The following is a 17038-nucleotide window of genomic DNA, read 5'->3' on the forward strand; positions in this document are numbered from 1 at the left end:
CCTTAACGATCTTTCGGGTCGAGGGCATCACGCAGGCCATCGCCGATAAAGTTGAAACAGAACAGCGTAACCACCAGAAAACCGGCCGGGAACAGCAGCAGCCATGGGGAAACTTCCATTGAATTTGCGCCATCGCTAAGCAGAGCGCCCCAGCTGCTTAACGGTTCCTGTGTGCCAAGCCCCAGGAAACTGAGGAAGGATTCAAACAGGATCATGCTCGGCACCAGCAGTGAGGCATACACCACCACCACGCCCAGCACGTTAGGCACGATATGACGCAGTACAATATTGACCGTGGAAACACCACCAACATGGGCCGCTTCAATAAACTCTTTGCGTTTCAGGCTCAGCGTCTGACCCCGTACAATACGCGCCATATCCAGCCAGGAGACCAGCCCGATGGCGACAAAAATCAGCAGAATATTACGGCCAAAGAAGGTCACCAGCAGGATGACGAAAAACATAAACGGGAAGGAGTTGAGGATTTCCAGCAGGCGCATCATCACCGAATCGGTTTTGCCGCCGAGATAACCCGCCAGCGAGCCGTACAGCGTGCCCACTAACACGGCCACCAGCGCAGAAGCCACCCCGACCATCAGGGAAATCCTGCCGCCGATGGCTACCCTGACCAGCAAATCACGGCCGGAAGAATCCGTGCCAAAATAGTGCTTTGAAACGATATCCGGCGCGGCCGACATCATGCCCCAGTCGGTATCGTCATAGGTAAAGGCCGAAAGCATCGGAGCGAAAACGACAAAAAGTGCAATCAGCAACAGTACGATCAGGCTGGCCAGCGCCGCACGGTTATGGATAAAACGACGGCGGGCATCCTGCCACAGGCTGCGTCCTTCGACCTCCAGCTTTTCGCTAAAGGCATCAAGAGCTGCGCTATTTTTCTTACTCAACATCATGGCAAGCTCCGGGATCAGTAACGGATTTTCGGATCGATGACCGCATACAGCACGTCAACAATCGCATTAAACAGAATGGTCAGTACGCCAACCAGAATTGTCAGGCTGAGCACTAATGAGTAGTCGCGGTTAAGCGCGCCGTTAACAAACAGCTGGCCAATACCCGGCAGGCCGTAAATCGTTTCAATCACCATCGATCCGGTAATGATGCCGACAAACGCCGGCCCTAAATAGGAAAGCACGGGCAACATCGCCGGTTTTAGCGCATGACGCAGTACGATACGATGCATCGGCAAACCTTTGGCGCGCGCGGTACGAATAAAGTTGGAGTGCAGCACTTCAATCATCGAGCCACGGGTGATGCGCGCGATACTGGCGATGTAAGCCAGCGACAGCGCAACCATCGGCAAAATCATGTATTGCACCTGCCCACCGTTCCAGCCGCCGCCGGGCAGCCATTTCAGCGCAATCGCAAAAATCAGCACCAACAGCGGTGCGACGACAAAACTGGGGATCACCACGCCCGTCATGGCAATGCCCATCACCACAAAGTCCCATTTACTGTTTTGCTTTAACGCCGCGATCACCCCTGCCGTGACGCCAAGAATGATGGCCAGGATAAAGGCAGCCAGCCCGAGTTTGGCGGAAACCGGGAACGCATGGCCGACCAGATAGTTCACCGAATAGTCTTTGTATTTAAACGACGGGCCGAAATCACCGTGCGCCAGCTGATTCAGATAATCAAGATACTGTTTCCAGATGGGGTCATTGAGGTGATATTTGGCTTCGATGTTCGCCATCACTTCCGGCGTCAGCGTCCTTTCACCGGTAAAAGGACTCCCTGGCGCCAGGCGCATCATAAAGAAGGAGATAGTAATAAGGATTAGCAACGTCGGTATCGCTTCCAGACACCGACGAAATATAAATTTTAACATTGCCCGTACCTGCTGGCCTGTGCATCAGCACTGCTCAAAATAAACCCACGGGGGAAGGAGCACTTCCCCCAATCTTTGCTGCTTAGTGTTTTATTATGTAGAGATCTTTATCGTAGACGTAATTCAGCGGATCTTTACCGCTGTAGCCGCCGACATAAGGCTTAACCAGACGCGTGTTGGCGTAATAGAACACCGGCGCAATCACCGAATCTTTATCCAGAATCTGTTCAGCCTGGGTGTAAGCAGAGCTGCGCGCTTTATCATCACTGGCTGCCGTCGCGGCCGCCATCGCTTTATCGAAATCAGCGGATTTATAGTGAGAGGTGTTGTTGCTGCTGTCGGACAGCATGGTATTCAGGAAGGAGGTCGGTTCGTTGTAATCCGCACACCAGGCCGCACGGGCAACATCAAAGTTCCCCTGATGACGGGTATCCAGGAAGGTTTTCCACTCCTGATTATTCAGCTTGATATTCACACCGAGATTTTTCTTCCAGATAGACGCGGCGGCGATCGCCAGCTTTTTATGCAGGTCGGACGTGTTGTACAGCAGCTCGAAAGTCAGCGGCTTGTCGGCCGTATAACCGGCTTCGGCCAGCAGCTTCTTCGCCTCTGCATTACGCTTGTCCTGTGACCAGCTGAACCACTCAGGTTTGGTGACATCAGCGCCGTCAATGGCGGGCGGTGTGTAGCTGTAAGCCGGCTGCTGTCCCTGAGCCAGCACTTTATTGACCATGATGTCGCGATCCAGGCCCAGCTTCAGCGCGGCACGAACTCGAGGATCGGTGAACGGTGCTTTCTGGTTATTGATTTCATAGTAATAGGTGCACAGATAGGGATCGACATGCAGCTCTTTCGGATTATCGCGCTGTAATTTCTTAAACAGCTCAATCGGCAAATTGGTGTAGGTCATGTCGCTGCCGCCGTTGCTGAAATAGCGATTAACGTCACTGACTTCAGACGGAATAGGCAGGAAGGTGACTTTGTCCAGTTTAGTATCGGCGTTGTCCCAGTACTGCGGGTTACGCACGACAACAATACGTTCATTGATAATGTGTTCCTGTAACTTGTAGGCACCGTTGCCCACCCAGTTTTCAGGCTGAGTCCACTTCTCACCAAATTTCTCGATAGCAGGCTTGTAAACCGGCGACATAGAAGGATGGATTAACAGCTTATAGAAATAAGGAACCGATTCGGTCAGCGTGACCTGTAGCGTATGCGCATCCAGCGCCTTCACGCCCAGCTGATCAGGTTTTTTCTTACCGGCAATGATCTCATCGATATTTTCCAGATGACCATACTGCAAATAGCTGGCGTACGGTGATGCGGTTTTCGGATCGGCCAGACGCTGCCAGCTGTAAACAAAATCCTGCGCCGTAACGGGTTCGCCATTGGACCATTTGGCGTTATTACGCAGATGGAAAGTCCAGACTTTGCCCTCTTTGTTATCCCAGCTCTCCGCCACGCCCGGCACCGGCTGACCGTTGGTATCGTTAATGACCAGCCCTTCCAGCAGATCGTAACTGACGTTAGCTTCCGGGACGCCTTCAATTTTATGCGGATCGAGTGACTGCACTTCATCACCATTACCTTTAATCAGCTCCTGCTTCGCAGCGAGTTCCACCCCTGCCGGCACTGTCGCAGCAATGGCCATATTTCCAGCCAACGCCGTCAGGATGCTCAGTGCAACCAGGCTTTTCTTTGTGATGTTGGTCATTCCACTACTCCAGTTTTTATTATTGCTAATGTTATCTCAGCACACCTGTCTTTCAGGATTCAGCAGGCCGGAACGGAGGCTTACTGAACTGTTGCTGTGTCACTTACTTGCTATCAACACGGTATGGCAAAAACTTAATGCTTTGTAATGTAGAAATATTTCAGGTCAGGCTGGTCCTGAGGATCCTTGCCGGTAAACCCGCCAACCCAGGGTTTGATCAGCCGGGCACTGACACGGTAATAAACCGGAACGATGGCAGAGTCGCGATCGAGCTGTTGTTCAGCTTGCTGATAAAGCGCCGCACGCTGTGAGTCATCAGCGGCTTTGAGCGTTTCTGCCATTAACGAGTCAAATTTCTCGCTGTGATAAAAAGCAGTATTGCTGGAAGAATGGCTCAGCATGGCGTTAAGAAATGTCGAAGGTTCGTTGTAGTCGGCGCACCAGGTCGCCCGTGCAACGTCAAATTCACCCTGGTGGCGCGTATCCAGCATCGTCTTCCATTCCTGGTTCTCTAACGTCACCTTCGCGCCCAGGTTTTTTTGCCACATCGATGCGGCAGCGATAGCCTGCTTTTTATTGAGATCGGAGGTGTTATACAACAAGGCGAACGACAGCGGTTTTGCCGCACTATATCCGGCTTCTGCCAGCAGTTTTTTTGCCTGTTCGTTACGCTGTGCCTGACTCCACGTCATCCATTCAGGCTGCGTAAGATGCGCGCCCGAAATAAACGGCGGCGTAAAACCACCCGCAGGTTTTTGCCCCTGTCCCATAATTTTATTGGCGATGATGTCGCGATCCAACGTCAGCTTGACGGCCGTGCGTACACGCGGATCGTTAAAAGGCGGCCGTTTATTATTCAGCTCATAGTAAAAAGTACAGAGCAACGGACTGACATGAACCTGTGAAGCGATGCTTTTCTTCAGGATAGGGAAAAGATCGGGCGGCAGCGCGCTGTTGGTCATATCAATTTCACCGCTTCGGTAGCGGTTGACGTCACTCGTTTCAGAAGAAATTGGCAGGAAGGTTGCCGTCTCAATAATGGTTTTGCCATTGTTCCAGTATTGTGGATTGCGCCTGAGCACGATCTTTTCGTTAATCACCCAGTCGCTCAGCGAATAAGCGCCGTTTCCGACATAGTGACCGGGCTGCGTCCAGCTTTCGCCCCACTTCTCAATCGCGCTACGATTAACAGGCTTTAACGAGGAATGCGCCACCAGCGCGATAAAATAAGGGACGGGTTCGCTCAGCGTTACCTGCAAATGGTGGTCGTCCAGCGCCTTTACGCCAAGCGTATCCGGCGCTTTTTTGCCGCTGAGGATGGCGTCAATATTTTCAACGTGAGCATATTGTAAATAGCTCGCGTAGGGGGAAGCCGTTTTCGCATCGACCAGACGTTGCCAGCTGTAGACGAAATCTTTCGCGGTCACCGGTTCACCGTTGCTCCATCTGGCATTACTACGCAGGGTAAACGTCCAGATTTTGCCCTGCTCATTTTGCCAACTTTCTGCAACGCCGGGCACCACCGCTCCCTGATTGTCGGTTGTCACCAACCCTTCGAGCAGGTTCAGGATGATATTACTTTCCGGAACGCCCTCGGTTTTATGCGGATCAAGCGAAGCGACTTCACCGCCATTATTAATCACAATGGTTTGGTGCGCCGCCAGTGCTACCCCCGCCGGTGCGGCGGCGGCAAAAGGAACTTGGGTAAAGACAATCAGACTGCTCAGCAGAATGCGGGTATGACGCCAGGACGAGAACGGAATTTTCATTAAGCGTGAGTAACCTGTATCCGGGAACCTTATAGGTTCAATAAAATCAGCTTGCGGGTAGCGCACGGGATACCTGCACATCTGATGCCAGTTTTCAGCGAATCTTTCGAAAACTAACAGAATGCGGTAGCCCGCGCTAAATCTTATTAACAAAAATGTTAACCAATTCTCTTTTTCGCCAGGGAAAGTTTATAACAGCGCTATTATTTCTGACGCGAATTAACAGTCAAGATATTGATTTTTAATCAAAAATTTACAAATAAATCTCAACAAGACCTTCATCGCTTTCAGTTAAGTTATAAAGTAATCGCAAGCGGCTGTAAAAGCAGACTGGCAGGTAAATCCTCTGCCTATCCACAGATTGCGAGAATAATAGTTTGGATGTGGCGATAGTAGCGGAGATAAACGTTGTGAAGAAAATAACATTTCTGTATTAGCTTCTGAATAATTAGCAGCTTGCAGTAATTACATTAATAAAAGCGAAGCGCTGTTAAGATTTAAGAATAATTGCTCTATTTTGGTGCGTAAAAGCCGTAATTCGCACCAGAGTGGTGCGAATTTTTATTAGACATGAGAAAAAAGCGTAGATTGTTCGAAGAATACGGGGTTTTTCAGTGCTTAATTAATGTACCAAACCTGGGAAGAGCGCCCTGATACCGGTGACGACAAACTCAATGCCTAATGCCATCAGCAACAGTCCCATAATGCGCGTGATAACGTTGATCCCGGTCTGTCCCAGCACCCTGACCATTAAAGGGGCCGCACGAAACAGCAGCCAGCAGCAGAAAGCAAACAGCGCAATAGCCACGCTAAATCCCAGCAGATTTTGCCAGCTGTAATAACGGGTGCTCCAGACGATGGTTGAACTGATCGCCCCCGGCCCTGCCATTAAGGGCAACGCAAGCGGAACGACACCTATGCTTTCACGAATAGCCGTTTCCGATTTTTCCTGCTTGTTTTGCTTATCTTCACCCAACTTTCCGCTGATCATCGACATGGCGATTGTCACTACCAGGATGCCCCCGGCGATGCGGAAAGAATCAATGGAAATGCCAAAGGTATGCAGGATGCCGTCTCCCAAAAACAGTGAAGTCCAGAGAATGATAGCCACCGAAAGATTGGCGGTAAGATTAGTTTTGTTACGGGCTGCGGGAGGCAGGTAGCTGGTCATGCTGATAAACACAGGAATAATCCCAACGGGATTGACCAGCGCAAACAGTCCGACAAAAAATTTAATATAGCCTGAAAGGTCCAGTAATGCCGGATTCACGCTCTTCTCCTCTATAGTAATTATGCAAGCCTGACAGGATTATGCAGGCCGTACGGTCTCATCGCCAACGTTGGCTTATTGTGTCAAATTGTTTGCAGTAAATTCACGTCGCATTCTCTTACTGGCGGCTATTTTCCCTGAAAGTATCATCCCCTGCTGCAACCTCAGGCAAACATCTCACAACGCGGCACGTTTGCCGATGCTGAAAGGTGTCAGCTTGGAAAATCGATGATTTAGATCAAAATCCTTCCCCCTCGGAATGCGTAAGATTCACTGCAACAGACGGACTTTTGTAAAGGCAGGCCTGGCCGCCAGAGACTCTTTCAGTAAACTTTTAGAACTTGCGACAGTAAAACTTATGTAGATTCTGTGTCTTTTCAGCGTTAACCAGCACGCGAGTCTATAATTGTCAGTTCTCACTTGTTTACTAATAGAGTTTAAACTTCCATCAGGAGAGCATTATGGCCGTTACTAATGTTGCTGAGTTAAACGCATTGGTTGAGCGTGTAAAAAAAGCCCAGCGAGAATACGCCAACTTCACTCAAGAGCAAGTAGACAAGATCTTCCGCGCCGCCGCCCTGGCAGCAGCAGATGCCCGAATCCCGCTGGCGAAAATGGCGGTTGCCGAGTCCGGCATGGGCATTGTCGAAGACAAAGTGATTAAAAATCATTTTGCATCAGAATATATTTACAACGCTTATAAAGACGAAAAAACCTGTGGCATCCTGGATACCGATGACACTTTTGGCACCATCACCATTGCAGAACCTACCGGCCTGATTTGCGGCATCGTTCCTACCACTAACCCGACTTCCACCGCTATTTTCAAAGCCCTAATCAGCCTCAAAACGCGTAACGGCATTATTTTCTCTCCTCATCCACGCGCTAAAGATGCCACCAATAAAGCGGCCGATATCGTGTTGCAGGCTGCTATCGCAGCCGGCGCACCAAAAGATATTATCGGCTGGATCGATGTCCCTTCCGTCGAGCTTTCCAACCAGTTGATGCACCATCCGGATATTAATTTAATCCTTGCTACCGGTGGCCCAGGCATGGTGAAAGCCGCCTACAGCTCAGGTAAACCTGCCATCGGCGTTGGTGCCGGTAATACCCCGGTAGTGATTGATGAAACAGCGGATATCAAACGTGCTGTCGCCTCGATCCTGATGTCAAAGACCTTCGATAACGGCGTTATCTGTGCATCTGAACAGTCCGTCATCGTTGTGGACTCTGCCTATGATGCCGTTCGTGAGCGCTTTGCCAGCCACGGCGGCTATATGCTGCAAGGTCAGGAGCTGAAAGCCGTCCAGGACATCATCCTGAAAAATGGCGGTTTGAATGCGGCAATCGTCGGACAGCCGGCGGTCAAAATCGCTGAGATGGCGGGCATCACTGTTCCGGCCAACACCAAAATTTTAATCGGCGAAGTTCAGCTGGTTGATGAATCAGAGCCTTTTGCTCATGAGAAGCTTTCCCCTACCCTTGCTATGTATCGCGCGAAAGACTTCGAAGATGCGGTAACGAAAGCAGAAAAACTGGTGGCCATGGGCGGCATCGGCCATACCTCATGTTTGTATACCGATCAGGATAACGAGCGCGAGCGCGTTAACTACTTCGGCGACAAAATGAAAACGGCACGTATTCTTATCAATACACCCGCTTCTCAGGGGGGTATTGGCGACCTGTATAACTTTAAGCTGGCACCGTCGCTAACGCTGGGTTGCGGCTCCTGGGGTGGCAACTCCATTTCTGAAAACGTTGGGCCTAAACACCTGATCAACAAGAAAACCGTGGCTAAGCGAGCAGAAAACATGTTGTGGCATAAACTTCCTAAGTCTATCTACTTCCGTCGTGGCTCTCTGCCCATTGCGATGGAAGAAGTGGCCAGCGATGGCGCGAAACGTGCCTTTATCGTTACCGACCGCTTCCTGTTTAATAACGGCTATGTCGATCAGATCGTTTCTGTACTGAAAACCCACGGTATTGAAACCGAGGTGTTCTTTGAAGTTGAGGCCGATCCAACCCTGAGCGTTGTTCGCAAAGGTGCCGAACAGATGAACTCCTTCAAACCAGACGTCATTATCGCGCTGGGCGGCGGCTCGCCAATGGATGCGGCAAAAATCATGTGGGTGATGTACGAGCATCCTGAAACCCACTTTGAGGAACTGGCGCTACGCTTTATGGATATCCGTAAACGTATCTACAAATTCCCAAAAATGGGCGTAAAAGCCAAAATGATCGCGGTCACTACCACGTCCGGAACAGGTTCAGAAGTGACGCCATTCGCGGTTGTAACCGACGATGCGACCGGCCAGAAATATCCGCTTGCTGACTACGCGCTGACGCCTGATATGGCGATTGTGGATGCCAACCTGGTGATGAACATGCCTAAATCACTTTGTGCCTTTGGCGGTCTGGATGCGGTTGTTCACTCACTGGAAGCGTACGTTTCCGTGCTGGCAAATGAATATTCTGATGGTCAGGCCCTGCAGGCACTGAAGCTGCTACAGGAAAATCTGCCAGCCAGCTACAACGAGGGTGCAAAAAACCCGGTTGCTCGTGAACGTGTCCACAACGCGGCCACTATCGCGGGTATCGCTTTCGCCAACGCCTTCCTGGGCGTCTGTCACTCAATGGCGCACAAACTGGGTTCAGAGTTCCATATTCCTCATGGTCTGGCTAATGCCCTGCTCATCAGCAACGTCATTCGCTACAACGCCAATGATAATCCAACCAAGCAAACCGCATTCAGCCAGTACGACCGTCCACAGGCGCGTCGTCGCTATGCTGAAATTGCAGATCACCTGCGTCTTAGCCTGCCGGGCGATCGCACCGCTGAGAAAATCGAGCGGCTGCTGAGCTGGCTGGAAGGGATGAAAGCGGAACTGGGTATTCCTAAATCCATCCGTGAAGCGGGCGTTCAGGAAGCTGATTTCCTGGCTAAAGTCGATAACCTGGCAGAAGATGCTTTTGATGACCAGTGTACCGGCGCGAACCCACGTTATCCGCTGATTGCCGAACTGAAACAAATCATGCTCGACAGCTTCTATGGTCGCGACTACACCGAGCTCTTCGCCAATGTCGCTGAGGCAGCTGCCGCTCAGCCAGCAACCGCGAAGAAAGCGGAAAAGAAAGCTAAAAAGGCATAAAAGCTTTTTTATCTGAAACAAAAACCCGCCATATGGCGGGTTTTTTTATCGGTTAAATCTTTAGAAAAATTTATCATCAACAGCCGTAGCTAATCATCCACATTCCACAGGTAACTATTGTAACCGCATGCGCTAATCAGAGCGGTTGATTGCCTTTTTCACCGTAAACGGCGCGCAGGCACTTCTGTTCAATAGCGGCCTTATAATGTTTACGACAGACGGAGACATAGCGCTCGTTACCGCCTATCACCACCTGCTCCCCTTCATTATAAGGCGTGCCGTTTTCATCCAGACGCAATACCATTCCCGCTTTTCTGCCGCAGTGACAAACGGTTTTTAATTCTACCAGCTTGTCTGACCAGGCTAACAAATAGTGGCTACCGCTAAATAACTCCCCACGAAAATCTGTACGCAACCCGTAGCACAGTACAGGTATATTAAGATTATCAACCACATCAGATAATGCTTTTACCTGATCGCGGGTCAGAAACTGACACTCATCAATCAGCACGCAGTGAACCGGTTCCATTTGCTGTTCTGCTTTAATCTCAGCAAAAAGTGCCGTGTCGTTATTATACAATTTTGCTGGAGAAGAAAGTCCAATTCTCGAGCTCACTTTACCGAAGCCAAAACGGTTATCAATCTCTGCGGTGTAGATTATGGTACGCATCCCGCGTTCCTGATAGTTATATGAAGATTGCAGTAATGCGGTAGATTTGCCCGCATTCATCGCAGAATAATAAAAATAAAGCTGAGCCATCGGGCTTTACTCCGGTTAAAAGGTTGCAGGTATTCATTCCAATTGTATCATAAGCCGCGCCGCGACAGGCACTGACCTCCACCTGTGCTATGGATAGCTGTACTTACGTAACTAAAATAACAGCTAATATTAATGCACCCTATTAAAGTATAGGGGAAGATTAATGCGCATTTATCGATTAAAGAGAGAGGGTTGATATTGATAGGATTCCCAGCCTTTTTCGTACCGCAGTTACTGCTTTTTCAAAGGAATTAATTGAACATGTTATTACCTTAAGTTACGTTTGTAATCGCGGTATCTGACGGAAAATGCAATCTCTGCTTATAGCGTTGGCGTTAATAAAACAATAGATTAATAATGATACTCGCATGTCTTTTGCATAAACGATTTAACAGCACCGAAAAAATTAGCTATTGCAGTTCTTAGAGACCCACTCTATTATTATCCAGCAGAACATTCCCCATTATAATTTTTGAGACCAGGACAATGAGCGAAGCCCTTAAAATTTTGAACAACATCCGTACTCTGCGTGCGCAGGCAAGAGAATGCACGCTGGAAACGCTGGAAGAAATGCTGGAAAAGCTGGAAGTCGTTGTTAATGAGCGTCGTGAAGAAGAAAGTCACGCTCAGGCTGAAATTGAAGAGCGTACGCGTAAACTGCAACAGTATCGCGAAATGCTGATTGCTGACGGCATCGATCCTAACGAATTACTGGCAACGCTTGGCGCGACCAACAAAACCACGGCGAAAGCAAAGCGCGCCGCACGTCCAGCCAAATACAAATATGTCGATGAAAACGGCGAAACCAAAACCTGGACTGGCCAGGGTCGTACTCCAGCAGTAATCAAGAAAGCTATCGAAGAACAGGGTAAAAAACTCGAAGATTTCTCGCTGTAATTCAGGCCCACGTGCCTGTTAAAGGCTTTACCTGAGTGAAGACTTTATTTGCTTAACCAGCAGCGTGATATTCGTGTATTAAAAAAAGGAAGCTTTCGCTTCCTTTTTTATTGTTTCATACATCGTCAGACCTGATAAAAAGAACGATACCAGCTGACAAAGTGACTGATGCCCTCTTCCACGCCCGTTTGCGGTTTAAACCCTATCGCCTTTTGCAATGCAGTTGTATCCGCACTGGTTTCCAGAACGTCGCCAGGTTGCATAGGCAGCATATTCTTATCCGCGGTTATCCCTAACGCCTTCTCCAGCGCTTCAATATAGGCCATCAGCGTGACAGGATTGCTGTTACCGATATTATAGACCCGATACGGCGCTGAGCTGGTTGCCGGGCTTCCTGTTTCAACGCTCCACTCCGGATCGGCTTGCGGAATAACATCCTGTAAACGCACGATCGCTTCAGCTATATCATCTATATAGGTGAAGTCGCGGCGCATCTGGCCGTTGTTATAAACATCGATCTTTTCACCCGCAATCATTGCGCGAGTAAATTTAAACAGCGCCATATCCGGGCGTCCCCAGGGGCCGTAGACGGTGAAAAACCGCAGGCCCGTGGTCGGAATACCGTAAAGATGAGAATAGGTGTGCGCCATTAACTCGTTGGCTTTTTTAGTCGCCGCATACAGCGAGACAGGGTGATCTACCGAATCATCGGTAGAGAATGGCATTTTGCGATTCAGCCCGTAAACCGAGCTTGAGGAAGCATAGAGCAGATGGCCGATTTTATTATGTCGGCACCCTTCGAGAATATTCAGATGGCCAATAAGATTGGCATCGGCATAGGCTAAAGGATTATCAAGAGAGTAGCGTACCCCGGCCTGCGCGCCCAGATGAATAACACGTTCAAAATGACCTTCGGCAAAAAGACGGGCAATCCCTTCTCTGTCGGCCAGGTCGAGTTGAATAAACGTAAATTCATTGTGAGGTTTGAGGAGATCGAGGCGGGCGAGTTTGAGTTTTACATCGTAATAGTCATTCAGGTTGTCGATACCGACAACCTGGTGACCGGCGCTTAACAGGCGTTGTGAGACATGAAACCCAATAAATCCTGCTGCACCGGTAACCAGATATTTCATACTGCCCTCGTTAATTATGCAATTTGAATAGAAGCTCCGCGGCCGATTGCATAATAAACGAAACCGCGTTTGCTGACTCTTTCTGGATCATACAGGTTACGACCATCAAAAATCACGGGTTCTTTCAGAGCATTTTTAATGACGTCGAAATCCGGCGCGCGGAAATTCTGCCATTCAGTACAGATGACCAGGCCATCAGCACCCTGCAGAGCAGCTTCTTTGGTACCCATCAGCTTCAGATCGCTGCGGTTACCGTAGATGCGCTGTGCTTCGTCCATTGCTTCCGGATCGAAAGCCTGAACGGTTGCACCCGCCTGCCATAACGCTTCCATCAGCACGCGGGCTGAGGCTTCACGCATATCATCCGTGTTCGGCTTGAACGACAGGCCCCACAGCGCAAAAGTTCTGCCCTGCAAGTTGTCGCCAAAATGCCGTTTGATGAACGTTGGCAGTTTGTTTTTCTGCGAGTCGTTGACGTCTTCTACTGCCTGCAACAGACGAGGCTTGTAGCCAATCTGCTCAGCGGTACGAATCAGTGCCTGCACGTCTTTCGGGAAGCAGGAACCACCGTAGCCACAGCCAGGGTAGATGAAGGAGTAGCCGATGCGGGAGTCAGAACCAATGCCCTGACGCACTTTCTCGACATCTGCGCCCAGGCGTTCAGCCAGGTTGGAGATCTCATTCATAAAGCTGATTTTAGTAGCCAGCATGCAGTTTGCGGCATACTTGGTCAGTTCTGCGCTGCGGATATCCATCAGGATCATACGATCGTGATTACGGTTGAATGGCTCGTAAAGTTCACGTAGCAGCTCAACAACGTCATCATTGTCGGTACCCACAACGATACGCTCAGGACGCATACAGTCATTGACTGCCGCGCCTTCTTTCAGGAATTCTGGGTTAGAAACCACGTCAAACGCGATTTCAACACCACGACCTTTCAGGGTCTCTTCCATGACTGCGCGTACGCGGTCTGCCGTGCCAACAGGAACGGTAGATTTGTCGATCACAACTTTATGATCGCCCATGTGCTGTGCAATAGTACGTGCTACCGCAGTAACATATTTCAGATCCGCAGACCCATCTTCGTCTGGAGGCGTGCCTACAGCAATAAACTGCATAATGCCGTGGTTGACCCCTTCTTCCGCATTGGTGGAAAACTTGAGGCGACCTGCCTCATAGTTCTGCATCACCAGCGGCGTCAGACCTGGTTCAAAAATTGGAATGATCCCTTTCTTCAGATTTTCGACTTTATTTTCGTCGACATCGATACAAAGAACGTCATGTCCGACTTCGGCCAGAACAGCAGCCTGAACCAGACCCACATAGCCGATACCAAATACGGTGACTTTCATTGAATTGTCCCGGTTAAAAATTAAACTTACTTATCGTTGCCAACAGTGCTTTCGAGCCACTCTTTGAAATCAGCGCCGAGCGTGCTGTGACGTACGCCGTATTCGACGAAAGCCTGCATATAGCCCAGTTTGTTACCACAGTCATGGCTGATGCCTTTCAGGTGGTACGCTTCAACGGTTTCTTTGTCCATCAGCATTGCGATAGAGTCGGTCAGCTGGATTTCATCGCCCGCGCCTGGAGGCGTTTTCGCCAGCAGAGGCCAGATGTCAGCAGACAGAACGTAACGTCCCACTACCGCCAGGTTAGAAGGTGCTTTATCCGCTTTAGGTTTCTCAACAACACCTACCATCGGTGCGCTTTCGCCTTCTTTCAGCTCTGCACCCTGGCAGTCAACCACGCCGTAAGCAGTAACATCAGCAACAGGCTCAACCATGATCTGGCTGTGACCGGTTTCATCGAAGCGACGCATCATATCGGCCAGGTTATCTTTAGCCAGGTTTGATTCGTACTCATCAATGATGACGTCTGGCAGGATAACGGCTACAGGCTCGTTACCAACAACCGGGTAAGCACACATCACTGCGTGGCCCAGGCCTTTTGCCAGACCCTGACGCACCTGCATGATAGTCACATGCGGTGGACAGATAGACTGAATCTCTTCCAGCAGCTGGCGCTTAACGCGTTTTTCCAGCATCGCTTCCAGTTCAAAACTGGTATCGAAATGGTTTTCAATAGAGTTTTTAGATGAGTGCGTTACCAGCACAATCTCAGTGATACCCGCAGCGATACATTCGTTAACGACATACTGAATTAACGGCTTATCAACCAGTGGCAGCATCTCTTTAGGAATGGCTTTGGTAGCCGGCAACATACGCGTTCCCAGACCAGCAACAGGGATAACCGCTTTTTTTACTTTGGACTTATAGGCAGACATCTAAGTACCTCTCTTTAGGCCGTTCAAGTTATTACTTGATATGTCGAGTTAAAAAACGAAGTGAGTATATCAGTTGAATCGGGATGGAATTATCCTGGTTGAACCAATTCAGCGTAATTTAAGACAATTACCTAAGTGTAAAGCTTAATGCTGGCCCTGTCGCCGGGGCTCAGCGATTAAAGAGAGGTGAATTGATTACTCAGTAGACAACATCAGACGCAGCCTGCCGCCCGCGCCCCAAACCTGACACTGCCACGCATCGCCACGCTGGCTAATTTGATTAAGATGTGTACTCCCTAAAGTACCAAGAGGCACACCATTACTGAGCTGAATTTGGTGAGAATGAATATTTAACGTGGCGTTTAACCCTGCCGAAACCAGAATCAGGTTTTTTAGCCCCTGGTGATAGTAACCGACCAATAAAGGAAACTGACCTTGCAAATTAGCCTGACGCAACAACAGATTGACCTGTTTTAACAGGCCATTTAATTCTGGCAGGCGGTGAGTTTGGCCGGATAATTGATCTTGCAGCAAACCATTAAATAATGCTCTTAACAGCAGGGCGGCAAGCACGCCGTTATCACCAGCTCTGGTGACATCCAGACAATAAAACGCCAGATCTTTTTCAGATAAGGGTGCAATATCCAGTACCAGACCTGGCTGCTCTGCCGTCGTCAGCTGGCGATAATTAATACGACAATTGGAAATAACCTGTTGTACCGGCGGCTGCAACTGCTTCAGAAGTTTCGCTGCGGCCTGCGGATCGCGTACCAGCGCATCCCAGTCCTGAAATAGCTGCTCATCCTCTTCCACCTTTGAGCTGAACATAGAAGGATAGAGACATTCGTACACCGCCTCGCGCAATCTGTTCAAATCTTTCAGCGGCTTCAACAGTACGTCCTGCACGCCAAACCGCAGTACGTGAGCGATATCGGACATGTTCTCCGTGGCGGAAATAACCAGAATAGGAACGGCACAGCCTTTGCTGCGCAGGTGCTCAACCAGCTCAATCCCGTTCATGCGGGGCATATCAAGGTCGCAGATCATCAGCTCAAAGTCTTGCTGATGCATTTTTTCGAGGGCGTCCACGCCGTCGTCTGCTAATGTCACCGTTGCGCCAAGCGCGCCCAGGAAATTATCCAGCAGAGAGCGGAAAACGACTTCGTCTTCAACGATCAGAATCTGTTTTCCACTTAATGGCTTCTCCATTATCCCCCCTTGTTCGCCAGATAAGACAATAGTGGCTCAAAATCGACAATTACGCATCTCGGATTTGGCTGAAGTGTTGTCATTTATCGCTCCGGCAATGAGTATTGACGAACCAACGGGAGTAATTCGTCCATTTTTTTCTCAACGGCCAGCTTGCCGGCTGCAATCGCTTCATCCGCACGATGAAAATCCAGCGTCGAGATTTGAGGACAAAGCGGTTGAATCAGCACATCAGGCGGATCGCCAGCCATCCGGTTGCGCTTCACCCGGTTTTCCAGCACCTGAATGGAGGTGGTCATAATTTCCATGGCACCGGGCGTTTGGTTCATTTTTCTGTGCGTGGCGCGTCCCAGCGTCTGCCGCAGCCTGCCTCGCCAGCTGTTATCCACGATGGCCTCATTATCTTCCGACTGTGGCGTGATGGAGAGCAGATTTTGCTGCATAAGATGCGCATCATGTTGCAGGTCAACGGCAATCACAATATCTGCGCCCAGCGCGCGGGTCAGTGAAATGGGAACAGGGTTAACCACCGCACCGTCTACCAGCCAGTACCCATTCCACTCAACGGGTGCCAGTAAACCGGGCATACTGCAGGAGGCACGCACCGCCTGATGTAAATCGCCTTCCGTCAGCCACAGCTCGCGCCCGGTGCTGAGGTTGGTTGTGACGGCGCCAAACGGTAAATCGCATTGTTCAATGGTTTCGTGATGCATTAAAAGGCGGACATGGCTGAAAACACGCTCGCCGCGCAATAACCCGCCGCGACGCCAGGAGAAATCCATCAGTCGAATAACATCCCAATAGCTGAAAGCGCGAACCCATGAGGTGAGAACAGGCAGGCGATTACTGGCATAGGCGGCACCCACCAGTGCACCTACTGAACAACCCGCAACAGCATCAACCTTGATACCGGCTCTTTCCAGCGCGTTAATTACGCCGATGTGAGCCCATCCTTTAGCGGCACCCGACCCCAGCGCCAGCCCAATCTTAACCTGTCTCAT

General features: G+C 49.9%; 13 protein-coding genes. 2 read left to right on the forward strand and 11 right to left on the reverse strand.

From position 1 onward, the window contains the following. Positions 1–2: 2 nt before the first annotated feature. The 5 genes from oppC to EHV07_RS12055 all read right to left on the reverse strand — a co-directional run bounded on the left by oppC (position 3) and on the right by EHV07_RS12055 (position 6599). Positions 3–911, reverse strand: a complete 909-nt coding sequence (gene oppC, locus EHV07_RS12035) for an oligopeptide ABC transporter permease OppC (protein ID WP_147198226.1) — start codon at positions 909–911, stop codon at positions 3–5. 14 nt (positions 912–925) lie between these two features. Next, entirely contained in the window at positions 926–1846 is a 921-nt protein-coding gene (gene oppB, locus EHV07_RS12040) for an oligopeptide ABC transporter permease OppB (protein WP_147198228.1), read from the reverse strand. An 82-nt stretch (positions 1847–1928) separates the two neighbouring features. Further along, positions 1929–3560 carry an oligopeptide ABC transporter substrate-binding protein OppA gene (gene oppA / locus EHV07_RS12045; RefSeq protein WP_147198230.1) on the reverse strand — a complete coding sequence of 544 codons (1632 nt, stop codon included), beginning with the start codon at positions 3558–3560 and terminating at the stop codon, positions 1929–1931. 134 nt (positions 3561–3694) lie between these two features. Beyond that, positions 3695–5329 carry an ABC transporter substrate-binding protein gene (locus EHV07_RS12050; protein WP_147198232.1) on the reverse strand — a complete coding sequence of 545 codons (1635 nt, stop codon included), beginning with the start codon at positions 5327–5329 and terminating at the stop codon, positions 3695–3697. A 622-nt stretch (positions 5330–5951) separates the two neighbouring features. Then, a complete protein-coding gene (locus tag EHV07_RS12055; protein ID WP_147198234.1) occupies positions 5952–6599 on the reverse strand; it encodes a YchE family NAAT transporter in 648 nt (215 codons plus the stop codon). 461 nt (positions 6600–7060) lie between these two features. On the opposite strand from EHV07_RS12055, the gene adhE reads away from it, so the two are divergent. Further along, a complete protein-coding gene (gene adhE, locus EHV07_RS12060; RefSeq protein ID WP_147198236.1) occupies positions 7061–9748 on the forward strand; it encodes a bifunctional acetaldehyde-CoA/alcohol dehydrogenase in 2688 nt (895 codons plus the stop codon). 136 nt (positions 9749–9884) lie between these two features. On the opposite strand, the gene tdk is transcribed toward adhE, so the two are convergent. After that, positions 9885–10508 (reverse strand): thymidine kinase, encoded by a 624-nt coding sequence (gene tdk / locus EHV07_RS12065; protein ID WP_147198238.1) that lies wholly within the window; start codon positions 10506–10508, stop codon positions 9885–9887. Positions 10509–10994: 486 nt separating this feature from the next. On the opposite strand from tdk, the gene hns reads away from it, so the two are divergent. After that, positions 10995–11405 (forward strand): histone-like nucleoid-structuring protein H-NS, encoded by a 411-nt coding sequence (gene hns, locus EHV07_RS12070; protein WP_147198240.1) that lies wholly within the window; start codon positions 10995–10997, stop codon positions 11403–11405. Positions 11406–11530: 125 nt separating this feature from the next. Here hns and EHV07_RS12075 read toward each other — a convergent pair whose 3' ends face one another. The 5 genes from EHV07_RS12075 to rssA form a co-directional block, all read right to left on the reverse strand. Further along, positions 11531–12538, reverse strand: a complete 1008-nt coding sequence (locus EHV07_RS12075; protein WP_147198242.1) for an NAD-dependent epimerase — start codon at positions 12536–12538, stop codon at positions 11531–11533. A gap of 14 nt (positions 12539–12552) precedes the next feature. After that, positions 12553–13893: a UDP-glucose/GDP-mannose dehydrogenase family protein gene (locus EHV07_RS12080; RefSeq protein WP_147198244.1), complete on the reverse strand. Its 1341-nt coding sequence runs from the start codon at positions 13891–13893 to the stop codon at positions 12553–12555. A gap of 26 nt (positions 13894–13919) precedes the next feature. Continuing rightward, positions 13920–14828: a UTP--glucose-1-phosphate uridylyltransferase GalU gene (galU, locus tag EHV07_RS12085; RefSeq protein WP_147198246.1), complete on the reverse strand. Its 909-nt coding sequence runs from the start codon at positions 14826–14828 to the stop codon at positions 13920–13922. Between the two features lie 195 nt (positions 14829–15023). Next, a complete protein-coding gene (gene rssB / locus EHV07_RS12090; RefSeq protein ID WP_147198248.1) occupies positions 15024–16037 on the reverse strand; it encodes a two-component system response regulator RssB in 1014 nt (337 codons plus the stop codon). Positions 16038–16120: 83 nt separating this feature from the next. Beyond that, entirely contained in the window at positions 16121–17038 is a 918-nt protein-coding gene (gene rssA / locus EHV07_RS12095; protein WP_147198250.1) for a patatin-like phospholipase RssA, read from the reverse strand.

Source organism: Pantoea sp. CCBC3-3-1, assembly GCF_007981265.1.
Classification (GTDB): domain Bacteria; phylum Pseudomonadota; class Gammaproteobacteria; order Enterobacterales; family Enterobacteriaceae; genus Erwinia.